The 22562-nt window shown below is 70.7% G+C and carries 25 protein-coding genes and 1 pseudogene; 13 read left to right on the forward strand and 13 right to left on the reverse strand.

The window, feature by feature from the left end:
* Positions 1–1352, reverse strand: a 1352-nt coding sequence (locus ABD120_RS35830; RefSeq protein ID WP_343954809.1) for an MFS transporter, incomplete at its 3' end; no start/stop codon positions are given.
* A gap of 272 nt (positions 1353–1624) precedes the next feature.
* Here ABD120_RS35830 and ABD120_RS35835 point away from each other — a divergent pair.
* A complete protein-coding gene (locus ABD120_RS35835; protein ID WP_343954810.1) occupies positions 1625–2098 on the forward strand; it encodes a DUF2690 domain-containing protein in 474 nt (157 codons plus the stop codon).
* Between the two features lie 49 nt (positions 2099–2147).
* Here ABD120_RS35835 and ABD120_RS35840 read toward each other — a convergent pair whose 3' ends face one another.
* Positions 2148–2372 carry a hypothetical protein gene (locus ABD120_RS35840; protein ID WP_343954811.1) on the reverse strand — a complete coding sequence of 75 codons (225 nt, stop codon included), beginning with the start codon at positions 2370–2372 and terminating at the stop codon, positions 2148–2150.
* Positions 2373–2429: 57 nt separating this feature from the next.
* Here ABD120_RS35840 and ABD120_RS35845 point away from each other — a divergent pair, with 57 nt between their 5' ends.
* Genes ABD120_RS35845 through ABD120_RS35855 form a run of 3 tightly spaced genes read left to right on the forward strand, consistent with a single transcriptional unit; the run spans position 2430 to position 3243 of the window.
* Entirely contained in the window at positions 2430–2606 is a 177-nt protein-coding gene (locus tag ABD120_RS35845; protein ID WP_343954812.1) for a hypothetical protein, read from the forward strand.
* Complete coding sequence (locus tag ABD120_RS35850; RefSeq protein WP_343954813.1) at positions 2603–2890, forward strand: DUF952 domain-containing protein; 288 nt, start codon at positions 2603–2605, stop codon at positions 2888–2890. Before ABD120_RS35845 ends, ABD120_RS35850 begins: the two co-directional genes overlap by 4 nt.
* On the forward strand, positions 2887–3243 hold the full coding sequence (locus tag ABD120_RS35855; RefSeq protein WP_343954814.1) for a nuclear transport factor 2 family protein: 357 nt from the start codon (positions 2887–2889) through the stop codon (positions 3241–3243). The genes ABD120_RS35850 and ABD120_RS35855 overlap by 4 nt, the downstream gene beginning before the upstream one ends.
* On the opposite strand, the gene ABD120_RS35860 is transcribed toward ABD120_RS35855, so the two are convergent.
* The 5 genes from ABD120_RS35860 to ABD120_RS35880 form a co-directional block, all read right to left on the reverse strand.
* A complete protein-coding gene (locus ABD120_RS35860; RefSeq protein ID WP_343954815.1) occupies positions 3240–3452 on the reverse strand; it encodes a hypothetical protein in 213 nt (70 codons plus the stop codon). The two genes, ABD120_RS35855 and ABD120_RS35860, sit on opposite strands and share 4 nt — an antisense overlap.
* Before the next feature lie 231 nt (positions 3453–3683).
* Positions 3684–4700 (reverse strand): hypothetical protein, encoded by a 1017-nt coding sequence (locus ABD120_RS35865; RefSeq protein ID WP_343954816.1) that lies wholly within the window; start codon positions 4698–4700, stop codon positions 3684–3686.
* Position 4701: 1 nt separating this feature from the next.
* Positions 4702–5460 carry an ABC transporter permease gene (locus ABD120_RS35870; protein WP_343954817.1) on the reverse strand — a complete coding sequence of 253 codons (759 nt, stop codon included), beginning with the start codon at positions 5458–5460 and terminating at the stop codon, positions 4702–4704.
* Positions 5457–6386: an ATP-binding cassette domain-containing protein gene (locus tag ABD120_RS35875; protein ID WP_343954818.1), complete on the reverse strand. Its 930-nt coding sequence runs from the start codon at positions 6384–6386 to the stop codon at positions 5457–5459. The genes ABD120_RS35870 and ABD120_RS35875 overlap by 4 nt, the downstream gene beginning before the upstream one ends.
* A 5-nt stretch (positions 6387–6391) precedes the next feature.
* Positions 6392–7597 carry a cytochrome P450 gene (locus tag ABD120_RS35880; protein WP_343954819.1) on the reverse strand — a complete coding sequence of 402 codons (1206 nt, stop codon included), beginning with the start codon at positions 7595–7597 and terminating at the stop codon, positions 6392–6394.
* Between the two features lie 149 nt (positions 7598–7746).
* Here ABD120_RS35880 and ABD120_RS35885 point away from each other — a divergent pair, with 149 nt between their 5' ends.
* A complete protein-coding gene (locus ABD120_RS35885; protein WP_343954820.1) occupies positions 7747–8430 on the forward strand; it encodes a helix-turn-helix domain-containing protein in 684 nt (227 codons plus the stop codon).
* A 92-nt stretch (positions 8431–8522) separates the two neighbouring features.
* Positions 8523–9191 (forward strand): alpha/beta fold hydrolase, encoded by a 669-nt coding sequence (locus ABD120_RS35890; RefSeq protein WP_343954821.1) that lies wholly within the window; start codon positions 8523–8525, stop codon positions 9189–9191.
* A 266-nt stretch (positions 9192–9457) separates the two neighbouring features.
* On the opposite strand, the pseudogene ABD120_RS35895 reads toward ABD120_RS35890, so the two are convergent.
* Together ABD120_RS35895 and ABD120_RS35900 are read right to left on the reverse strand one after the other, a co-directional pair.
* Positions 9458–9712, reverse strand: a pseudogene (locus tag ABD120_RS35895) (tyrosine-type recombinase/integrase); the annotation flags it as partial.
* Positions 9713–10125: 413 nt separating this feature from the next.
* Positions 10126–11028 carry a LysR family transcriptional regulator gene (locus ABD120_RS35900; protein WP_343954822.1) on the reverse strand — a complete coding sequence of 301 codons (903 nt, stop codon included), beginning with the start codon at positions 11026–11028 and terminating at the stop codon, positions 10126–10128.
* Positions 11029–11217: 189 nt separating this feature from the next.
* Between ABD120_RS35900 and ABD120_RS35905 the strand changes: the two genes are divergently transcribed.
* Positions 11218–11541 carry a DUF1330 domain-containing protein gene (locus ABD120_RS35905; RefSeq protein ID WP_343954823.1) on the forward strand — a complete coding sequence of 108 codons (324 nt, stop codon included), beginning with the start codon at positions 11218–11220 and terminating at the stop codon, positions 11539–11541.
* 957 nt (positions 11542–12498) lie between these two features.
* Here ABD120_RS35905 and ABD120_RS35910 read toward each other — a convergent pair.
* Entirely contained in the window at positions 12499–13026 is a 528-nt protein-coding gene (locus ABD120_RS35910) for an RrF2 family transcriptional regulator (protein ID WP_343954824.1), read from the reverse strand.
* 86 nt (positions 13027–13112) lie between these two features.
* Here ABD120_RS35910 and ABD120_RS35915 point away from each other — a divergent pair, with 86 nt between their 5' ends.
* From ABD120_RS35915 to ABD120_RS35940, 6 genes are all read left to right on the forward strand, one after another.
* Positions 13113–14303 carry an MFS transporter gene (locus tag ABD120_RS35915; RefSeq protein ID WP_343954825.1) on the forward strand — a complete coding sequence of 397 codons (1191 nt, stop codon included), beginning with the start codon at positions 13113–13115 and terminating at the stop codon, positions 14301–14303.
* 705 nt (positions 14304–15008) lie between these two features.
* The gene (locus ABD120_RS35920; protein ID WP_343954826.1) at positions 15009–15395 is read left to right on the forward strand and encodes an ArsR/SmtB family transcription factor; all 387 of its coding nucleotides are present in this window, start codon (positions 15009–15011) and stop codon (positions 15393–15395) included.
* A complete protein-coding gene (locus ABD120_RS35925) occupies positions 15395–15853 on the forward strand; it encodes an SRPBCC family protein (RefSeq protein ID WP_343954827.1) in 459 nt (152 codons plus the stop codon). Before ABD120_RS35920 ends, ABD120_RS35925 begins: the two co-directional genes overlap by 1 nt.
* Positions 15854–15882: 29 nt before the next feature.
* Positions 15883–17307, forward strand: a complete 1425-nt coding sequence (locus ABD120_RS35930) for an MFS transporter (protein ID WP_343954828.1) — start codon at positions 15883–15885, stop codon at positions 17305–17307.
* 17 nt (positions 17308–17324) lie between these two features.
* Positions 17325–17843 (forward strand): pyridoxamine 5'-phosphate oxidase family protein, encoded by a 519-nt coding sequence (locus tag ABD120_RS35935; RefSeq protein ID WP_343954829.1) that lies wholly within the window; start codon positions 17325–17327, stop codon positions 17841–17843.
* A gap of 460 nt (positions 17844–18303) precedes the next feature.
* Positions 18304–18513, forward strand: coding sequence for a hypothetical protein (locus ABD120_RS35940; protein WP_343954830.1), 210 nt, complete (start codon positions 18304–18306; stop codon positions 18511–18513).
* A 653-nt stretch (positions 18514–19166) separates the two neighbouring features.
* Here ABD120_RS35940 and ABD120_RS35945 read toward each other — a convergent pair.
* From ABD120_RS35945 to ABD120_RS35955, 3 genes are all read right to left on the reverse strand, one after another.
* Positions 19167–20216, reverse strand: a complete 1050-nt coding sequence (locus ABD120_RS35945; RefSeq protein ID WP_343954831.1) for a serine hydrolase domain-containing protein — start codon at positions 20214–20216, stop codon at positions 19167–19169.
* Between the two features lie 169 nt (positions 20217–20385).
* Complete coding sequence (locus tag ABD120_RS35950) at positions 20386–21990, reverse strand: HEAT repeat domain-containing protein (protein WP_343954832.1); 1605 nt, start codon at positions 21988–21990, stop codon at positions 20386–20388.
* A 186-nt stretch (positions 21991–22176) separates the two neighbouring features.
* Entirely contained in the window at positions 22177–22488 is a 312-nt protein-coding gene (locus tag ABD120_RS35955) for a hypothetical protein (RefSeq protein ID WP_343954833.1), read from the reverse strand.
* Between the last annotated feature and the right edge of the window lie 74 nt (positions 22489–22562).

Consider the following 22562-nt stretch of genomic DNA (forward strand, 5'->3'; position numbering starts at 1 on the left):
AGCCCCGCACCCGCCAGCCCGTAGGCCACCGTGTACGGGTCGGCGCCCCCCGCCACCACGGGCGAGAATCCCACCCCGACGTACAAGGCGACGCCCGCGGCGCCGCCGAGCTGGTCGGCGCACCGCTGCACACCCGAGGCCATCCCGGCGTCGTCGCCGCTCACGCCGTGCAGCGCCGCGTTCTGCAGCGCCACCAGCCCGGCCCCCATGCCCAAGGCCAGCAGCACCATGCCCGGCACCACCGCCACGAGCAGCCGGCCCTCCGGCGGGGCCAGCGCCAGCCACGCCACCCCCGCCCCCGTGACCGCGATCCCCGCCAGCGCCACCGCGCCCAGCCCGGCCCGCCGGATCAGCCCCGGCACCACGACGCCGGTGGCGATCAGCGTGAACGCCAGCGGCAGGAACGTCACCCCGGCCGCGATCGGCGACAGCCCCCGCTCCTGCTGCAACGACAGCGTCAGCAGGAAGAACGCCGCCGACAGGGCGGCGCTCAGCAGCGCCGTCGCCCCGTTGGCCACCACCCGCACCCGGGAGGAGAAGAAGGACGGCGGCACCAGCGGATGCGCCGAGCGCCGCTCGACCAGCACGAACGCCGCCGCGGACGCCGCGACCGCCGCCAAGGCCGCCGCCGCGACGACGGGGGAGCCGTCGCCCTCGCCCAGCCCGGCCAGGCCGTAGACCGCCAGCAGCGGCGCGGCCGTCAGCAGCAGCCCGCCCGCGACGGCGATCGGGCGCCGCACCACGGGCCCGTCGGGGCGCACCAGCAGCCACACCCCGCACAGCACCACCAGCACCAGCGGCGGGTTCACCAGGAAGATCCACCGCCATCCGGCCAGCTGCGTGAGCACGCCGGAGACCAGGAATCCGAGCACCAGCCCGGAACTGGCCACCGCCGCCCACACCCCCAGCGCCCGCGACCGTTCCCGGGGCTCGGGGAACATGACCGCCAGCAGCGACATCGCCGCCGGCAGGGCCAGTGCCTCGCCGACGCCCTGGGCGAAGCGGGCCAGCACCAGCAGCGGCAGCGACGGCGCCAGCCCCGCGGCCAGCGACGCCAGGGCGAACACCGCCGCCCCGGCCACGAGCGTGCGGCGGCGGCCCAGCAGGTCGGCCACCCGGCCGCCGAGCATGAGCAGCCCGCCCCCGGCCACGGTGTACCCGGTGACGACCCAGGTGAGCTCGTGGGGGGCGGCCTGAAGATACGCGCCGATGGACGGCAGCGCGACGTTGACCACCGTCACATCGACGGCGATGAGAAACTGCAGTAGCGCGAGGAAGGCGAGCGTCACCCAGCGTGCCCTGCGGGCACCTCCGGTGACGGGCTCCCGCTCGCGGCGAGCGAGAAAGAACAAGGGAACGACTCCACGGATGTCTCAGGCGATGGCGCCTACCGGCGCCGGACCGCGTGGGGGACCCACAGTCCCCTGAGAACTCCTCAGATGCCGCTCATAGCCGACAACGGTAGCAGGCCGTGCGCCCCGTGTGCGCCCCGCCCCGGCCCCGCCCCGGCCCCGCCCGCCGACCTGCGCCTTTGACGTGGGGCGCAAACGCCTCGATCCGGGCCGTCCCGGTGGGCGATGATCCTGCCATGCACCGGCCCCGCAGCCTCCGGAGAGGAAACGCCATGCGCGCCGCCGCCGTCACCTTCGGTTCCTTCCTGCTCGCCGCGCTCACCCTGGCCGCGCCCGCCCGCGCCGAACCCGCGCCCGAACCCGAGTTCACCGCCGCCCAGGCCCTGGCCTGCTCCGGTTCGGCCTGCGACGGCAAGGACCCGGCCGCCTACTGCGGCGGCGACGCCCGGACGCTCGACAGCCTCACCCTCGGCGCCGCGATCCTCGAACTGCGCTACAGCCCCTCCTGCCGGGCCGCCTGGGCGCGTATCAGCAACGCCCGCTGGGAACCGTACAGCCAGTTCCCCGGCATCGCCCGGGTCACCCGCGACAGCGACGGCCGCACCTACTCCTGCGTCGTGCCCGCCGGCGGGAGCAGCTGCTACACGTTGATGGTCAACGACCGCAACGTCACCTCCTTCGCCTACGGCGAGTGGGACGGCGGCTCGCGCATCTACACCGGCCGTACCGGCTCCCACCTGCGCTAGCGGCGCCCGGCCCGGGACCCGCGCTCGTCCCGGCGCCGGCTCGCGGGCCTCAGCGCCTGCGCAGGCTGACGCCCGCGGCGATCAGCCTGCGGGCGTGTTTCTTGTGGACGGCCTGGCGGGTGACCCCCAGCGCCTCGGCCACCTGCGGCCACCCCCAGCCCGCGCGCATCGCCTGCTCGACGGCGGCGTCCTCGATCTGGTCGGCCAGCCGCCTCAGTGCCGCGACCGCCGCCAGCGCGTCGGCGGGGTCACGCGGAATCTCAACACCCGACATGAAAGCAACTCTAGTTGACAAATGCGGGGTGGGGCAACACGCCACTACGCTGAAACGATGGACCTGTCCGCCCACTGGGACGCACACCCCGGCCGGCTCGACACCGCCGGCCACGGCCCGCCACCCGCCCGCTTCACCCACGACGCCGCCGGCCGCGCCGGCCGTACCCGCCTGTCCTTCCACGCCCGCGCCGCCCGAGCCGACGCCGACCGCACCCTGGAAGCGCTCACATGATCCTCCACCTCGCCCTGGCCGCCGACTGGCACGACGCGGGCGACCACTACCGCATCTCCACCCTCGGCCACACCCTCGACGACATCGGCTTCATCCACTGCAGCCACGACGAGCGCCAGCTGCGCACCGTCGCCGCCACCTTCTACGCCGACGTCACCGAACCCCTGCTCGTCCTGGAGATCGACGCCACCGGACTCGACGTCCGCGAGGAGAACGGCTTCCCCCACCTGTACGGGCCCCTCCCGCGCACAGCCGTCACCCGCACCCGCCCCTACACCCCATGACCATGGACCCCCGCGAAGCCGCCCGCCGCTTCGCCCGCACCTGGCAGCACGGCTGGACCCACCACGACGTCACCGCCATCCTCACCCTTTACGCCGAGGACGCGGTCCACACCTCCATGCCCTTCCGCCCGCCTCACCACGGCAAAGCGGCCATCGCCGACTACCTGCGCGCGGCCTTCGCCGGCGAACGCGCACCCGTCGTCCGCTTCGGCGCCCCCCTCGTGGACGGGCCGGACGCCGCCATCGAATACCGCGTCACCGACGGACCCGCCACCCTCGCGGGCTGCGTCTTCGTCACCTTCGACCCCAGCGGCCTGGCCGTACGCACCCGCGACTACTGGCACGAAACCTAACGTGCCCGCGCCACCGGCCGCACCGGCAACGGCGCCGGCGCGACCTGCGCCTGCGGAACCTGAACCGGGGCGGCGGCCCGCTCCTGCACGCACCCGCCCGGGCAGTAGCCGTTGGACAGGATCAACCGGCTGCGCGAGGTCGTGTACGCCTCACGCTCCGAGGCCGGCAGCACACCCCGGCACACCTGGCACAACACATCGTTCCCCATCAGGGTCCCCTTTCGGTTGCGTACCAGGAAACCAGCCTAAGCGCCACCAAACCCTCCCAGGCGGAATTTCCACCACCCGTCAAACCGCCCGTCAATCTCACCCCCTCCCGACCAGCCACGCCCCGCCCCAACGTGGCGAGGATCACAATCCACCGCAACCCGACGGGTGGGCACCCGAACCGGCTGCGCGCAGGAGCGCTCGCGACCCGCTTCCTGGCCGGCCCCGGGCCCTCAACGGAACCCGCCGGCCCGATCGGGCAAGCGCTCGTCCCACCGGCGCAGCCGTACCGCCACGAAGGCGAGCAACCCGAGGGCGGCCAGTGTGAAGACCACGTTGCCCAGGACGTCGACGTGCGCGGGCGCCGGGAAACTCGGCTCCTGCCGGAAACTGTGCCAGGCGTAGGTGAGCAGGCCGGCCGCACCCAGGGCGAACCTGTGCCAGGGCCCCCAGCCCGCGCGCCGTGACCAGCGCAGGACGAGCGCCGTCATCGTGGCGTAGAGCGCGAGGTAGAAGCCGACCGTGACCCACGCCGGCACGACGGACTCCAGCTCGATCCCCGCCAGGGCGAGCACGCTGGGCAGAAAGAACGCCAGCCCCGCCACGACGGTGATCGCGAAGACGATCCACGGGCCGGCCGACGCGGCCGAAAGAGCAGGGCGGCGCAACCGCGCGGACAGGAACGCGGCGACGATCAGGGCAAGGGCCGCGATCAGCGTCCAGGTGATCTGAGCGGCCGACAACGGGTAGAGGGCCGGACCCGCCAGAGCGATGGGCACCGCGCCGCCCAGCAGGAACAGGACGGCCCCCCCGGCGAGGCCGGCCACGCCGAGCCAGGGCGTGCCCGGCCGGCGTGAGCCCGCCTCGACCAGCGAAATCGGCACCGCGATGCTCCACACCCCATGGATGGCCAGGACGAACACGCTCCAGTGGGCGCCGATGCCCAGCGCCGGAACGAACCCGTAGTCGAGCAACCGCAACCCGACATAGTCGGGATCGAACAGCGACCGGGTGAGCAGGCCCTCCTCGATCACGGCGTAGGCGAGCCCGAGCAGGACGATCCCCGGCCACCCCAGCCGCCACCGGCGGGCGACCTCGCGGATCAGCAGCGCGCCACCGCCGTACAGCGGAATCAGCCCGACGATCATCGGCAGGGCGTCGATCGCGATGTTGCCCAGCAGATACTCGCCGACCAGCGGCGCGAGAACCAGCAGGCCGAGCGCCGGAAGCACACGCTTGAACACCTTCACCTCACCGGTTGTAGAGCCTGCGCGCGCACAGATAGCCGGCCAGGGCGATGCCCGCGCTCCACACGGCCGCCTCCAGCAGGCCGGACCCGGCCGGACGCCCGGCCAGCAGCGCGCGCAGCGTCTCGATGACAGGGGTGACCGGTTGGCGCTCGGCGAACCAGCGCAGGACATCCGGCATCGAGTCGGTCGGGACGAAGCCGCTGCCGAGGAAGGGCAGCAGCATCAGCGGCATCGGCAGATTGCTGGCCGTGGTCACACTCTTCGAGACCAGGGCGAGCGCGACCGCCAGCCAGGTGATCGCGAAGGTGAACACGGCCAGCACGCCGATCACGCCGAGCCAGCCCGCCACCGAGGCGGACGGGCGGAACCCGATCAGCGCCGCCACCACGCCCACCATCGCGATCGCGAGGAACGTCTGCACCATCGCCCCGAGCACATGCCCGGTGAGCACCGAGACGCGGGCGATGGCCATGGTCTTGAACCTGGCGATGATGCCCTCGCTCATGTCGCTCGCCACCGAGATCGCGGTTCCCTGAGCCGCCCCCATGATCGTCGTGATCATGATGCCGGGGACGAGGTAGCCGACGTAGGCGGCGCGGCCGGCGCCGATGCCCGCGCCCATGGTGCCGCCGAAGACGTAGACGAACAGCAGCAGGAACACCACGGGCACGGCCGCGAACGTGAGGATCAGCGTGGGATGGCGCCAGATGTGCTTGACCTGGCGCCGCAGCATCGTCGCCGAGTCGGTGATCGCTCTCATCGCGAGGACTCCTGGGTCAGTGCGAGGAAGACGTCGTCGAGGTCGGGGGTGTGCAACGACACCTCGGCCACCTCGACGGCGTGCGTGTCCAGCCACTCCAGCAGCGTCCTCAGCGCCCCGACCCCACCGGAGTGCGGGATCTGGACGGTGAGCGCCGCGTCGTCGGCGGAGCCGGCACCGAGACGGCCCGCCGCCCTGCGGTAGCCGTCGGGGTCGGCGAAACGCACGACGATGTGGCCGCCGGGCACCATGCGCTTGAGCTCCTCGGGGCTGCCCTCGGCCACCAGCCGGCCCCGGCTGAGCAGCGCGACACGGTCGGCGAGCTCGTCGGCCTCCTCCAGGTACTGGGTGGTCAGGAAGATGCTCACGCCGTCGCGCCGGACGAGGTCCCTGACGATCTGCCACATGGTACGGCGGCTGCGCGGATCCAGGCCCGTGGTCGGCTCGTCGAGGAAGATGAGCCCGGGCGTGCCGACCATGGTCATGGCGAGGTCGAGCCGGCGGCGCATGCCGCCCGAGTAGGTGAGCGCGGGCCTGCGCGCGGCCTCGGTGAGGTCGAAGCGCTCCAGCAGTTCGCGCACGCGCGTACGGCCCCCGGCGCGGCCGAGGTGGAGCAGGTCGGCCATGAGCCGCAGGTTCTCCTCACCGGTGAGCAAGCCGTCGACCGCGGAGAACTGGCCGGTGACGCCGATCGCGGCACGCACCTCGTCGGGTTCCTCGGCCAGGTCGTGCCCGGCGACCCGGATCTCGCCCGCGTCGGCCTTGATCAGGGTGGACAGGATCTGCACCACGGTGGTCTTGCCCGCGCCGTTCGGGCCGAGCAACGAGAAGACGGTGCCCTGCGGGACGGCGAGATCGACGCCGTCCAGGACGCGATGGGCGCCGTACGACTTGCGCAGCCCCCTCACCTCGACGAAATCCCGCATCGCCGTCACCCCCGATCCCAGGTGACGGGCAGGCTGCGCACGCCGTACACCTGCGAGGGGTCGGTACGCAACGACAGCTCCTCAGCCGGTACGGCCAGCCGCAGCGACGGGAATCGGGCGAACAGCGCGGCGAGCGCGACCCGCATCTCGACGCGGGCGAGCTGCTGACCGAGGCACTGGTGGACGCCGTGACCGAAAGCCAGATGCCCGGCCGCCGAGCGGCGCAGATCGAGCACGTCGGGGTCGCCGAACCTGGCCGGATCCCGGTTGGCCGCGTTGATCGCGACGACGACCGTGTCGCCCGCCTGCAGCCGCCTGCCGCCGACTTCCACCTCCTCCAGCACGCCGCGCATCCCGGTGGCGGCGACGGACAGGTACCGCAGCAGTTCCTCCACGGCGCCGGCGACCGCGTCGGGCCCGCCGCGCAGGACGGCGAGCCGGGCCGGGTCGCCCAGCAGGGCGAAGGCGCCCAGCGCGAGCATGTTGGCGGTGGTGTCGAGCCCGGCGCCGAGCAGGAACGCGGCCACGCCGCCGAGCTCCTCGTCGGTCAGGTCGCCGCCGGTGGCCAGGTCGCTGAGCAGATCGTCGGCCGGCTCGGCCCGCTTGGCGAGCGCGAGCTCCCGCAGGTACGCGCCGAGCTCGACGAAGGCGGCGTACTGCGCCTGCGCGGTCCCGGCCTCCGACAGGGCCCGCGTGGAACTCCGGAACCGATCACGCTCACCGTACGGCACGCCCAGCAGCTCACAGATCACCAGCGCCGGGACCGGCTGCGCGAAGACCTCGACGAGGTCGGCGGGCGGCCCCTGCCGCTGCATCGCATCCAGCCGCTCACGGGTGATCTCGGTGATCCGCTCGGTGAGCACGTTCATCCTGCGGACGGTGAACTTGCCCGCCAGCAGCTTACGGAACCGGGTGTGCCCGGGAGCGTCCATGCCGGTCAGGTCGCCGACGGGAGCGGGCGGCAGACGCCCGCCCGCCAGGGGGTGGTAGTGGGTTTCGTAGCGGGAGCTGAAGCGCGGGTCGGCGAGAACCCGGCGGACCAGGTCGTATCCGGTGATCATCCAGACTCCGGGGGCGCCCTCGGGCACGGCCAGAGGGGCGATCGGCCGCTGCGCGCGCAGAGCGGTGAGCGAAGGGGCCGGGTCGAACGGGCACCCGGGCGCACGGTCGAGAGACGGACGGACCGGCTCGTCACGGCAGTTCGTGTTCATCACAACTGAAAGCTACGTTGCCTTCAAAAATTACGTCAATTAACTGAAATGCATAAGCGCAGGTCATTGCTCATATATTCATGCGTTGACAGTGAAGCTGAATGCAATGAGGCATTGCGTTGTCTGGCGCCGAACGCAATCATGGACAGATGCCAGAAGGAAGACTGACCCGGCAAGACCGCCAGCGCATCGCGACCGGTCTGGCCGACGGCCGCTCCTACGCCGAGATCGCCAGACGGCTCAACCGGCCCACCTCGACGATCAGCCGAGAAGTCGGCCGCAACGGCGGCCCCGCCGACTACCGCCCCGAGCGCGCACACCAGGCCACAGCGCGCCGGGCCCGGCGCGGCACCCCGGCACGCCCACCCGGGGCCGGACCCCGCGAGCGCGAGGTCTTCGACGTGGAAGCGGGCGCCGTCGACATGGTGATCGGAATGGGCCTGCCGAAAATGATGGCGCGCGTCCTCATCGGCCTGTGGCTGAGCCAGGACGGCAAGCTCACCGCGGCCGAACTGTCGCGCGGGCTGAAGGTCAGCCCCGCCTCGATCTCCACGGCAGTGGGCTACCTGACCCAGCAGGGGCTGATCAGGCGCGAACGCGATCCGCGACGGCGTCGCGACATCTACGTCGTCGACGACGACGCCTGGTACCACTCGACGGTGCTCAGCTCACGCCGGACGCTCGCGGCGGCCGAGATCGCGAAGGCGGCCGGGCAGGCACTCGGGCCCGACACACCCGTAGGACGCCGCCTGGCCAGAGGCGGCGCGTTCCTGGAGCGGATCAGCCTGGACGCCCTGGCCTCGGCCGAACGCTGGCGCGACCTCCCGCCGTGATCGAAGCCGCCTCCACCTGCGGCGTCCACCACCGGCACAACACCGCTCGCCGGCCGCCGGCGCCACCTCGCCCCCTCACTATCCTGACCCCCATGGACCAGAAGATCACCACACCCGGCGGCATCACCCTCGCCTACCGCGAACTCGGCGACCCCCGCAAACCACCCCTCACCCTCCTGCACGGCCGCACCGCCAACCACCACGACTGGAACACCGTCATCCACCCCCTGGCCCAGCACCACCACGTGCGCGCCGTCACCCTGCGCGGCCACGGCGACAGCAGCCGGCCAGGCACCTACCACCTGCCCGACATGGCCGACGACATCGTCGCCTTCCTCGACGCCACCACCACCCCGCGCACCGCCCTCATCGGCCACTCACTCGGCGGCATGATCGCCTACCATCTCGCCGCCCGCCACCCCGGCCGCCTCACCCACCTCATCCTCGAAGACCCACCCGCACCCCTGCCCGTCGACCGCCCGCCCCTCACCGCCGACGACGACGCCACCGGCTACGACACCGCCATGCTCCACCAGACCGAACACCAGTTCACCCACCCCGACCCCGGCTGGGCCGCCGCCCTCCACCGCATCGCCACCCCCACCCTCGTCATCGCCGGCGGCCCCACCAGCCACGTCGACGCGGCCGCCACCGCCGCACTCATCCCCACCGCCCACACCGTCACCATCGACGCCGGACACCTCATCCACCAGAACGCACCCCGGCAATTCCTCCAGACCGTCCTGACCTTCCTCACCTGAACCCGGGGGAGCGGCCCGCACACCCCGAACGCCCCGGCGGGACCTCCCGCCCCTCGCCGAACACCAGCGAGTGCCCCACCGCCACCCCGTCCACCGCGACCCGCGACCCCCAACGGCAACCACACCGACGGATCGGGGTATCGGTGAGAGTCGTGCAACCAGGTACACCCGTTCGAGTTCGCCCAGATCAGCGGTGCCCAGTTGATCGGTGGGAGGCGTCCGACGGCGTCTTCGAGGCCGGCGTGGATGGGCAGGGTGTACCGGCGGGTGGTGCCGAGGCGGGCGTGGCCGGGTAGTTCGGCGACGACGATGTCGACGCCCGCGCGTAGCAGGTTGGCGGCGAGGGTGTGCCGGAGGATGTGGGCGGACAGGGCGCCGGCCATGGCGAGAATGTCGTCGGTGGCGAGCTGGTCGGCGGCCCCGGTCGACAGGCGTCCGCGGCGGCGGTTGAGGAGCAGGGCGGGGTTGTCGAACGCCTGGGTACCGCTTGGTGCTGCCGCCCCACATGGCCACCTCGCAATATCAGAAGTGGTTTTGCTGGGCCAGACATGGAGTCTTCAGCGGTGCGAATGCTTCGCATGATCAGGGAGAACAACCCCCTACGCCGGCCTCGGGAAGCAATGGAGCAGTGGTTGGCGTCAGGCATTGACCGACGTCATGGACGCCGTTGACGGCGGGCGTTCCCGCCGGCCACCCGTGCTTGTCCGGGTCGGCGTCGGCGAAGGCACGGCGTCCGCCGAGATCCCGGGCGGGGCTCGCCGCGGTGTACGACTCGGACCGGCCCCGGGGCCAGCATCGGATGCTGATCCGCCGGCGTAGCGAGGTCGTGTCGGACATCCGGCAAGACCGCCGTCGTCGTCACCGCGAAGTCCGCCGGGCGCAAGGTCTTCGGCCTGGCCACCGCAGGCGTCCGTCTCGCTTGACCTCTTGCGCGTCAGTCCGGCAGCCAGCGCAGCTCGTGCGCCAGGGTTTCGGCGACGGCACGGATGCGGCGGTGCAGCGGCGACTGCTCGCGGGGGAGGACCAGGTGGATCGTCAGGCTGGGCGCGCCCCGCAGCGGTCGCCAGGTGAGACCGGCCGGTTGTACCGTGGCCGCGGCTTCTCCGGCCGGGGCGAGGGTGACCCCGTCGCGCAGGTCGCGCTGGGACATGTCGAAAGAGACTGCGGGCGTGTGGAATCGCGGGTGTGGTCGGATGTCTCGGAACAGTGCGGACAGCTGATCGTGGACCACGGGGTTGGCCGCACGGTCCGGGAGTCGCAACGGATACGCGGCCGCGTCGGCGATCTCGATCTCCGGGTGTTCGGCCAGCGGATGATGCTGCGCCAGCTGGACCCCGACGCGCATCCGCCGCAGCGGGAACCGGCGCACGCCACGGCCCGGCTGCTCACCGCGGGTGATCCCGGCATCGATGCGGCCGTCGGCGACCGCGGGGGAGATCTCCGGCGTCGCCATCGGGACCGCGCCGACCTCGAGTCCGCTGTTGTCGCGAATCAGCCTGTCCACCAGGGCCGGTGCCGTCTCGGCCCCGGCGCTGAGGCTGTATCCGATGCGCAGCGTGCCCAGTTCACCGGCCGCCGCGCTCCGGGCGGTGTCCCATGCCCGGTCCAGCGCCGCCAGCGCGGGCGGCGCGGACTCCGCCAAAGCCGCACCGGCCGCGGTCAATACGACGCTACGCGTGTTGCGGACCAGCAGGGCCGTACCGAGTTCCGCCTCCAATCGGCGCATCCGGGCGCTGAGTGCGGGCTGTGCGATGCCGATCCGTGCGGCCGCGCGGGTGAAGTTCAACTCCTGCGCCAGCACCAGGAAGTACCGCAGGCTCACCGTGTCCGGCGCCACGCGCCCTCCCTGCCGATTGATAACGATCCGTTCTGAGTCTATCTCGTACCGGTCTTTCCCTCGACCGCACATCAAGCCCTAACCTGCGCATATGACGATTCAGCCGGCCGCAGTACCCCGTCGCCGGGATCGATCGATCTGAGTGTCTATTCGAAGTCGGACGTGTCCTGCCGAACACCGGAGGTTTCCATGGCCAAGGGCTACTGGGTCAGTGTCTACCCCGCCAGTACCGACCCTGAGAGGCTGGCTGCCTACGACGAGCTGGCCGGTGCGGCTGTCCAGGCCGGGGGCGGGCGCGTCCTGTCCGTCGGCGGTCGAGTCGTCGCCTACGAGGCCGGAATCACCCAACGCGTCGTTCTGATCGAGTTCGACAGCTTTGAACAGGCCGTCGCGGCATACGAGAGCGAGGCATACCAGAAGGCGCTGGTGGCTCTCCCCGACGGCTTCGAGCGCGACTTCCGCATCGTCGAAGGCGTCGAGAGCGACTTCCGCATCATCGGAGGCGTCTACTGACCGGCGGGCCCAGTCATCGCTGAGCATCCGTCACCCGATACGCACGCGGTGCTGAACGACGACTCACGAAACGAGTTCGAAGCCATGCCCCGCGTCCCAGTTCGTCGACGTCCTCGACGGCCTGATCCCTGTCGGGCGGATCGAAGAAGCGACGCGACGTCCGGGGCAGTCGGACTGTCTCGCTGACCTCGTCGGCGAGACTCACCCGCACCCGAAGCGAACCGCTTCTCACATGACAGATCGGTCCAGCGAACACACGGTTTCGATGACCAGAGGCGCATCCCGCATCCATCTGCCGTGTGCCCCGTCGGGACTACTCAGAGTGTGAAGAACCGCAGGTCAAGATCTCCTTCGAGGGGTTTGGATCTACGGTTCTTCTGTTGCTGAAGTAGCCCAGGGGCGCCAGGACGGCGCACTGGAGCCGGCGACGGCGTGGCGCGGTGGGCCGGCACCCGCGCCCTGGGCAGGTCGGCGCGGGTGTGGACCGGCCCCTGCAAGAATCCGCATGGAGTGGTACAGCCCATGCGCCCAGTGGCGATGCGTCGCGGAGCCTCGGACAGTGCGCGCCCGAACGCCGGCCCAGGGAAGGGGCCGGCGACGCCTCGAAAGCCTTCGCGACGGACGCGCGGAGGACCGGAGCCCGCCGCAGCCGAGGTTCCACCGCCACGCCTGCCAGTACCACGCGCACGGGGCGGACATCGGACGCCTGAGGCTCCAGCAACGGAACAACGTCGGCGATCGGGGCGGAACCGTGCGAACACCTTCAGTCCGCAGCCACAATGCGGGGGAGAACGCGAAAGCATCGCGCGCCTCCGCCGGCATGGGCGGCGGGGGAACCCGAACGGCTTTCAGCGCCCGGAGACCGACCCCGATGCCGGCTGGTGCACGTTGGCGAGAGCTCCCGTCGAAGCGGTGACCCCGAAGAGAGGCCGGCTGAGGTGATTTCGCAGCACGAAATCACCCGAGGACATGAGTACGACCTTGTCGCGTCGCGTGGCCGGATCCCTGGCGTGCGGCGGCCAGCCAGCTGCTGACAGCGGTCATCGCCGTCCCTTCGCTGTCGGCGTCGATGCGGGCGGCGAGGTCGGCGACCGTGACGTGCCGCAGGGCATCGGCCCAGGCATCCTCGGCCGCGGCCATGGCACGGGCGATCGCGCACGGCCGCTCACATCGCGCGGCGGGGAGGGCGAGCGGGCCTCGCTGACGGATCTCGGTGCACCGGTAGGCGGGCTCGCCGCCGTCGATGGCCCGCACCACCTCCAGTGCCGAGATCTGGGCGGCGGGGCGAGTCAGCTCATATCCGCCCGCCTGTCCGGCCGTGGAGTGCACGATGCCGGCGCGCGAGAGCGCCTGCAGGTGCTTGGCCAGGTATGAGGGAGGGGTGCCGTGCAGTTCTGCGAGCAGGCTCGCGGGGACGGGTTCGCGGCTCTGGCTCAGGGTGACGCAGCTGTGCAGCGCCCACTCCACGCCGTTGGACAGCTTCATGGTTGCCAGCCTACCCAACTCAGACATAGTTTGTCCGAGTTGCGACGGAATGCGGACAGAAACTGTCCGAGATCATTGGAGTGTTCATGACGTCGATCACCTCGCCACCCGGCAAGCAGGTGCTCGGGATGGCAGGACTGGCGATGTTCGTGGCCGCGGCCAACCTGCGGCCGGCGATCGCCGCGGTCTCGCCACTGGTGGACCGAATCCGCGCCGACCTGGATCTGACCGCGACCGCTGCGGCCCTGCTGACGACCGTGCCCACGCTGGCCATGGGATTGTGCGCACCGCTGGCCGCCGCGGCGGGCCGCCGGTTCGGGCTCCATCGCGGGGTGCTGCTCGGCCTGATCGTCATCGCCGCGGCCACCGCCGCCCGCCTCGCCGGCGGATCCACCTGGCTGCAACTGAGCTGCGCGGCGGTCGTCGGGGCCGGCATCGCCATCACCCAGACACTGCTGCCCGCCATCGTCAAGAGCCGCTTCGCCGACCGCGCGGGCCTGGCCACCGGTGTCTGCACCGCAGGGCTCGGCGCGGGCGGCGCCGTCGCGGCCGGCGTCAGCGCGCCGCTGGCCGACTTCCTCGGCTCCTGGCCGGGCGCGCTGGCGTCCTGGTCGGTCCTCGCGCTGGCCGGGGCGGCGGCATGGACGGCATCCCGGCCCTCCCTGGCTCTGGACCGGGTGGCCGCCCCCGCGGGCCTGCCCACCACCAGGCTGCCCTGGCGCAGCGGTGCGGCCTGGCGGGTGACCGCGCTGTCGGCGGCCAACTCCGCCCTGTACTACTGCGAACTGGCTTGGGTCGTTCCCCTGCTCCAGGAGAACGGCCTCGGCGCCGGAGCCGGGACGCTCCTCACCCTGATGATCTGCATCCAGGTGGCCGCGATGCTGGCCGTACCGGCAGCGCTCGGTGAACGGCGCGACCTGCGCGTGGGGCTCGCGCTCACGGCGGCGCTGACCGCGCTCGGCTTCACCGGCCTGGCCCTCGCGCCCGCCACGATGACCTGGCTGTGGATCCTCGCCCTGGGCGTCGGGCACGGCGGCCTGTTCACCCTGGTGCTGACTGTGCCGGTAGCGGTCAGCCGCGACTCTGCCGAGGCGGGCAGAATCAGCGCGATGGCCTTTTTCGTCGGGTACGCTTGCGCCGCATCGGCTCCCATGCTCGTGGGCATCCTGCGTGACGCCATGACCGACTTCCGCCTCGCCTTCGCCATCCTGGCCGCAACGGCCGCACTGACCATCGTGCCCATCACACGACTGGGAAAGGCGGTGGCGCATTCATGACCCGGCTCGACCCCGCTGAGATCATCGCCCTGTACCACTGCTGCTATGCCAGCCCGCCCTGATCGAAGACCCCCGAACAGCTCGACGCCTATGGCGACCGCCTAACGCGTGGGTCGAATGCGACCACGAAGGGCGCTTGCCCGGCATCCGCTACCTGAGCGTCCGTGCGCGCAGCGGCTTGATCAGAAACCGGCACGGGCCGGCCACTTCGCGGCGGATGCCGTGGTCGTCAAGGTGGTGATAGTGGTCGAGGTAACGGCAGCCGGTGTCCTCGTAGCCGAGCCGGAGACAGGGCGTGGCCGCGCGGAGGTTGTGGTCGTCGACGCCCAGGCCGACGCGGGGGAGACCGCGGCGAGATCCGGTAGACCCGCGCGGAGGACTTCGCGACGCCCGCGCCGGTGAGATACCGCTCGACCGCCGCTTTGTACGCGGCCGGGGGAGGGACAGGGGCACCACCCGGGCACGCGGCAGCCGGAGCGCGCCCCCGTCCCCGGGCTCGGTCGCTGGTTCGTCCGATGAACCGACTTGGAAGCGGAACAGCTGCAGCTGCCATCCGCTGTACCGCCGACCCTCGCACCGGGGCCGGCTCCGAGCATCACCCAGTGCTGCATGTCCGTTCGCCGTGGTTGTACGAGAAAAGGATCGAATGCGCGAGACCGCCCGCAGGTCGGACCACCACGATCGGGTCATTGGTTAAGGAATCACTTGACTATAAAGGTGCGCCGACCCATAGTTAAGGACATGCCTAACTATGGCGGATCGCTGGACCGGGTGTTCCAGGCGCTGGCGGACGGAACGCGCCGGGCGATGGTGCAGCGCCTGATCCGCGGACCGGTGCCGGTCAGCGAACTGGCCAGGCCACTGGACATGTCGTTACCGGCGGTCATGCAGCACATCCAGGTGCTGGAAGCGTGCGGGCTGGTCAGATCCGAGAAGATCGGCCGCGTCCGCACCTGCCGCATCGAGCCGGACGTGCTGCGGACGGCCGAGGACTGGCTTGCCGAGCAGCGCACGTCCTGGGAACGGCGCCTGGACCGGCTCGGCGACCACCTCCTCGATGATCCCGGCACACCGGAGCAAGGAAGCTTGTGATGATCGACCGTTCAGTCACACACACCACGTTCACCCTCGAACGCCTCTACCCGGCCACGGCGGCCCGGACCTTCGCGGCATGGGCCGACCCGAAAGCGAAGGCCCGCTGGTTCTCCACCCCCGATGCGGACCATGAACTGGACTTCCGGGTCGGAGGCCGGGAGATCAACCGCAGCCACCCGGACAACGGCCTGTCGACGACGTTCGAGTCGTTGTACCGCGACATCGTCCGGGACGAGCGCATCGTCTACACCTCCATGTTGCACGTGGGAGACGACCTGGCGACGGTGTCGCTGACGACCGTGGCTTTCTGCCCGGCCGATGGGGGCACGCGGCTGCTCCTCACCGAGCAGGGCGCCTTCCTCGACGGCCGGGAGGAGCCCTCCTGGCGGGAGCACGGCACCGGCGACTGGCTCGACGCGCTGGGCGTCGAGCTGGGCGCGGGAGGGCACGATTGAGCCCGCGGGCGGCCGCCCTGAGGTGGCGGGTGCCGGTGTTGCTGGGCACGGCGTTCTTCATGACCATCCTGGACGGGACCAGCTTGCTCACCGCCCTGCCGGCCATCGAGCGGGAGTTTCGGGCGCACGGCACCACCGTCCAGTGGGCGGTCACGGCCTACGCACTGGCCTTTGCGGGCCTGCTGCTGTTGTGCGGCCGCGCCGCCGATCTGCTCGGCCGCCGCAGGGTCTTCCTGGCCGGAATGTCGCTGCGCGTGTTGGCCTCGTTGGGATGCGGGTTCGCCCCGACGGTCGAAGCCCTGGTCGCAGCCCGCGCTTTGCAGGGTGTGTCGGCCGCCATCATCGCCCCCGCAGCCTTGTCCATGGTGATGAACGCCTTCGCCGAAGGCAGCGAGCGGAACAGGGCACTGGGAATCTGGGGTGGGATCGGAGGGTTCGGTGCCACCGCCGGGCTGCTGCTGGGCGGCCTGATCACCGATACGCTCGGCTGGCAGTGGGTCTTCTGGATCAACGTCCCGGTCGGGGTGGCAGTGCTGATCCTCGCGCCGGTGATGCTGATCGAGAGCCGGAACGAGGTGCGTGTCCGCTCCTTCGACCTGGCCGGGGCGCTGACGGTCACTTCGGCTCTCGTGCTGTTCGTCTACGCCATCACCGGCGTCCCTGACGGCGGATGGTCCAGCCACCAGGTCCTCGGGCCGCTGGCGGGTGCGATGGCGCTGACCGGCTTGTTTGTCATGATCGAACGGCGGTCCAAGGCGCCGCTGGTGCCGTTCGGGGTCCTGCGGTCGCGTTCCCCGGTCGGCGGCGGCCTCCTGCTTCTCGTCACGGGCACGGCGGTCGACGGCATGCTCATCATCCTCACCACCCACGCGCAGTCGGTGCTCGGCTGGTCGCCCGTGCGGTTCGGCATCACGGCCGGGGTGATGACCGTGGCGGCCGTCGTCGGCGCTCTGGTCTGCCAGCGGGTTGTGACCAGGATCGGCGTGCGTCCGGTCGCGACCTGCGGCACTGCCCTGCTCGGTGGAGCCTGCCTGCTGCTCACCCGGGTGGTGTCCGAGCACAGCTCACCGGAACTGCTGACTTTTGCCCTGTTGGTCTTCGGAGCGGGCATGGGCACCGCCACCGTCTGTGCCCAGATCGCGGCGTTCACCGGTGTCGCCGAACGGCACTCCGGTCTGGCCGCCGGACTCGCCGATACCTGCTTCGCGGTTGGCACCGCCCTCGGCGTAGCCATCGCCGGCAGCGTTGTCGCCGCGCATGCACCCACGCCTGGGATCGCCGCGCCGCAGACGCTGGTTCCCGGACATCAGGCCGCGTTCGGCGTGGTCGGCCTCGTCGCGGCACTGGGCCTGGTCATCGCTCTGGCCATGCTCGGCAAGCGATCGGCACCGGTCACCAAAGAGACCGCGGCGCCTCCCGTTGACCAGATCGTGACCGACCGCATTCCCGCCTGACCCATTGAGGAGCTTCCATGTCCGACTGCGACCCGGTTGCCGAGATCGGCCCCTTCAGCGACTCCGGCGCTGACGTGATCCCCTGGCCGATCGCACTGCGTGAGCTGGAGCAGGCGCGACTGTTCTGGCTGTCCACCGTCCGTCCCGACGGCCGGCCCCACGTGACACCGTTGCTGGCCGTCTGGACCGGCGGCGCCCTGTACTTCGCCACCGGCGACCAAGAGCGCAAGGCGCGCAACCTCCACGCCAACGACCACTGCGTCATGACGACCGGCACGAACGTTCTCGACGGTATCGACATCACCATCGAGGGACGTGCCGCGTTGGTGTGCGACCCGGCTGAACGCGGCACCACCGCCGACGCCTACGAGAGCAAGTACGGCGACCTCCTGACGAGCCCGGAGGGCACCTGGCATGGCCTCGGTGACACCATCCGCTCCGGCAAGGTTCTGCTGTACCGCATCGATCCGAAGGTCGGATTCGCTTTCGGCAAGGGCGAGACGTACAGCCAGATCCGCTACCGCTTCCCGCGCTGACCGTTGACTCCGCGGCCGCGTGTCTGGCGGCCGAAGCAGCACCGACACGCTTGAGAGGAGGGTCAACTTCTTACTACTTGACATAATGTTCATTATCAAGCAATCAGGAACACGGGCCGCGAAGCCCGCCGAAGTGCGCCGGTCGGTGCCGTGTCGAACGGCGAGGCGCCGCCGCCGAACGGCCTCAGGCGACGGTCGCCTTTCGCCGCCTGAGGCCGGTCCGGCGCCGAGCGCGACCGTGAGGCCGGGGCCGCAGGGCGACGGTACCGGCCGCTGGATGCGACGTTTCACGGTCACGCCGGAGCGCGCCCGCTGGCGGTGCGGGCTTCTCGGGCGAGCTTGCGGTCATGACGTTCACCCGTCGGCACCTGGTCGCCGCCGTTTCCGGATGCGGAACATGAAGGCGGCTCCTGCGGGCAGGGCGATGGTCATGTCTACGGCTGTCCTTACCGTGCTGACGGTGATCATCGCCGCCGGCGCCATGTCGTTGATCATGCTGGCGGTCCGGTTGGCCCGGCGGCCCAGGAATCGCCTGATCCCGAGTACCGGTCTCGCCGACGAGGCGCGAGCCCTCAAGCGGAATCAGCGGGTGCGCGATGCGGTCTATCTGGTTCGTGGCGAGACGGGTATGAGCCATCGGGCCGCCGCCCGCTTCGTCAGAAAGCTCTGATTTGGGCTATACCAGACAGAAGGTGAATTCTGTCTGGTATAGCTGGGATGGTTTCTTGGGCCGTCCATGACGCATCCCGGCGTCTGGACGCGGCAGGCTTCCACGGACTTCTTCCGCCGGTACGGATCATCTGCGCCAGGCCGGATGGCGGCGTGCGCGCACGTGTGCGGGCGACATGACTCCGGCGGCGTCAAGGTCGCCTACCTCTCCTTCCGGTTTCGGCCGGGGATCAAGGCGGCGGGAGGCGGCGCACCGGTCGTCGTGGAAGACGGGAATCTCCCCGACGTGAGTGAAACGGCCGTCGGGAAATGACGGGCTGATTCATCGCGAGGTGTTAGCTGGGTTGGCGCCGGGAGTGCACGTGGGGCCGTTAAGTGAGGAGCGCGTGTCGCGGGCACGTTTCCTGGTACACAACCGAAAGGGGCCCCTTGATGGGGAACGATGTGGTGGGGCCAGGTCTGGATGCCGGGTTCGGTCGTGAACCGTTGCGGGTGCGCGGCCTGAGGTCGTCGCCGCCTGGATCGGCCGGTCGGGTCGAGCGTGCGGCGGGCCTGGGGTTCTGTGGTCCGCTCCCCCGTGATCCGTACGCGGGGTCCGCTCCCCCGTGGTTCGGGCTGCGGTGCGGGTGGATTCTTCGTGGGTGAGTGGGTCTGTCAGGGGGTTTTCTTCGCGGGCGGGCAGTAGCGGTTCTCCAGGAGGGCGGTGAAGGTGGTGAGGGGGTTGTTCCAGTCGCCGTTGGTGTTGGTGACGAGGGTGTGGGTGGCTTGGCGGTTGGCCATGGCGTAGGTCCAGGAGCCGGTGATGGCGCCGCCTCCGCCCCAGACGGTGCGGCCGCAGGTGAGGGTTTGGGCGAAGATGCCGAGGCCGTATCGGGTGTTGGGGATCCAGTCGGTGCCGGTGGGGACGGTGGTGAGGAGGTCGCGTTGCTGGGCGGGTGGGAGGAGGCGGCCGCGCAGGAGTGCGGTGAGGAAGCGGTGGAGGTCGTCGGTGGTGGAGATCATGCCGCCTGCGGCCCAGGCCCAGGAGACGTCGGTGGTGGTGGCGTCGTGGATGGTGTCGCCGGTTTTGGTGTAGTGCTTGGGGTGGGGGTCGGGGATGGTGGGGTCGGTGGTGGGCAGGTGGGTGGCGGTGAGTTTGAGGGGGCGGGTGATGCGGTGGGTGATCTGGTGGGTGAGGGTGGTGCCGGTGGCTTTTTCGATGATCATTCCGGCGAGGGTGTAGTTGAGTTTGGAGTAGATGAAGTGTTTGCCGGGCTGTTGGGGTTTGGGGGTGGGCTGGCCGGGGTTGGTGTCGGGTAGTCCGCTGGTGTGGTTGAGGAGTTGTCTGATGGTGATGGCGGTGCCGTCGGCGCCGGTGTGTTGTTCGACGGTGCCGGGGAGCCAGTGGGCGACGGTGTCGTCGAGGGTGAGGGTGTGTTCGGCGGCGAGTTGGAGGGTGATGGTGGCGGTGAAGGCTTTGGTGAGGCTGCCGATGCGGAAGTGTTCGCCGGGTTTTCTGGGGTTCTTGGTGGTGAGGTCGGCGACGCCTGCGGTGCCGAACCAGGTGTGGCCGGGGCGGCGGATGTGGGCGACGATGCCGGGTACTCCCCCGTTGGTGGTGGCTTGGTTGAGGAGGTGTTGGGGGGTGGTGGGTCGGTCGGTGGTGGTTGCGGGGGTTGCGGTGAGGGTGAGGGTGGTGAGGGCGATGGTGAGGAGTTTGGGCATGGTGGTGTCCTTGGTGTGTTTCCGGCAAGGATGGGTGCAACCGTAGTTGACTAATCTCGGCTTAGTCAACACGAGTTGCTCCCCCGGTCGGGGGGCGTTGAGAAGTGCCGGAACACGCTCACGGGATAGCGCGGCGGACGGCCACCGTGTCGTGGCCGTCCCCGCGTGGTTATGGGAGCGCCCTCGCCGCGGCGTCCCGGACCGCGTGGTCCGGGCCCGTCTGCGCCAGTTCTTCGAGCGTCTTCAGTGCCTCCTCGGTGCCGATCCGGGCGATGGCGTCGACCGCCTTGATCGCGCGGGCCCTGGTGCCCCGCGCCACCCAGCCGGGGATCAGGGCTGCCAGGTCGCGAGCCGTCCGGCCGTCGCCGAGTTGTCCCAGCGCGGGCAGCGCCCAGGCGTCGCCGTGCAGGAACAGCGTCCAGCCCAGGTCGGCCAGTGATCGCCGGTCGCAGGCGTCGCGGACCGCGTCCAGCCGCTCGTCCGGTTTCTTCGCCAGTGCGACGAGCCTTCTGGTGGCGGCGGCGGGCAGGGCTCGGCCGCCGTCCTTGAGCAGCACCTGCGGCAGGAAATCGGGGTCGGCGTATGCGGGCAGGCGGGGCGCCCGGCCCGGCGCGGTCAGCACGGCGGGAAGGTCCTCGCCGGGCGCGTCGGGGATCCTCGGCGCCGGGTCCGGCCCGCGCAGTTCGGGGTGCGCCTTGAGGTGCATGGGGAGCAGTGCGGCGGCGAGGAGGGCGGAGGTCGAGTCGCTCGCGGCCACGGCGGACAACACCCGTGCCGCCCGGACGGGGAAGTGCTCCATCGCCGCGAGAAGGCGCTCACGTGCGAACTCCCGCTCGTATCGCTCCAGGAGCAGTTTGAACGCTTCGTCGCTCGGAAGCAGGGAGATCAGCTCGACCAGCCGCTCTCGCCACGGCTTGTAGATCCTGATCCGGTCCCAGGCGTCGACCAGAACCGGAGCGATCGCCGGGCCCACGCCGTCGGCCATGGTGGCGCGTATCCCGAAGGTGAACGGGGTGAAGTCGGATTCTTCCAGTCTCCAGCCGAGCAGTTCGAGGTGTCGGGGCGTGCTCACCGACGCCCACAGTCGTTCGCGGTAGAAGGCGTTCGAGCCCCATTCGGTCAATGGCGGGTCGGCGCAGCACTCCTCCGCCCAGTCGTGCCGGGTGGGTACCAGGTAGGAGGCGATGAGCCGCCGGGATCGGGTGCCGCGGTGCGCGGCCAGCCGTTCCACCGCCCGTTCGTACTCCTCCTCGGGGCAGAGGGCCAGCAGGCCCCGGACCCGGCGCAGGCTCGCCGGGTCGATCTGCCGGAGGAAGTTCAGCGGGCGCAGGTCTTCCGCCGAGGAGGCGATGTCGCTCAGCTCGGTGAGCGCGCAGGCGGCGAAGGCGAGCCCGCGGGAGGCGATCCATCCGTCGGTGAAGGTTCGCGGTGTCTGGTCGCTGTGCTGTGCGCGGTCGACGATCGACGCGATGGCCGCCGCCCCGGTGGGGTCGTCGGCGCCGTCGAGGTACGCTCGCGCGTGCGCGACCAGGGCTGGGTCGCTGGCAGCGGCCGACAGCACCGCCTCGATGTGGCCGGAGTGCTTGTCAGCCAGTTTCGCCGCCGCGTCCGGGGCGCCGGGGTCGGCGGTGTCGTCGGGGGCGACCTCGCCCATCGCCCGGTCGAAGACGCCCGGTTTCATGGGGAGTGCGCCGCCGCGCCGCAGGTGCAGATCTCGGCGCAGGGGGTCGGAGAGGGTCAGGACTTCCTCGGCCGGGGGGTAATGATCGTCCATGGCGGATCACCGTAGCGGCGCTGGGTGACACTTCCCTCTGCCGCAGATCGTCCTCCCCCCTTGCGGGCGGCCTGGCCGGATCACCGCTACCGCGCGGCGGGCTGGGGGTTGTCGTGGTTTTCGGGGGATCTGCGGAGGTGTCCTGCGTGGGAGGAACTGTGGGGTGAGTACGCCTTGGGGGTGTCCCTATGGGGTGGGGTGCCGGTTGAGCAGGTTGGTGAGTTCGTCGAGGCACGTGGCGAGGTCCTCTTGTGTGGCGAGGTCGTAGTGGGTGCTCGTGGTGGCGCCGCTGGTGGGGTGGGCGAGATCGAGTTCGGCTTCTCCGCTGGTCCAGATGGTGAGCTGGGCGAGGTTGTGGGTGTTCTCGCAGGTGACCTGGACTGCGGGCTTGTCGGTCGTGGGCCCGGTGGTGAGTTTCCACTGGATGCCGGCTGCTTCCCAGGCCGGTCCGCGGTCTTGGACGGCGGCGGCGATCAGGTCGGGGGCGAACTGGCTCATGCGGGTGATCGTCTCATGCGGGACTGTCCGGCCGCCTGGGCGGCGGGCTGGCGGTTGGGCCGGCTGCTTGGTCG

Source organism: Nonomuraea longicatena (genome assembly GCF_039525605.1).
GTDB lineage: Bacteria > Actinomycetota > Actinomycetes > Streptosporangiales > Streptosporangiaceae > Nonomuraea > Nonomuraea longicatena.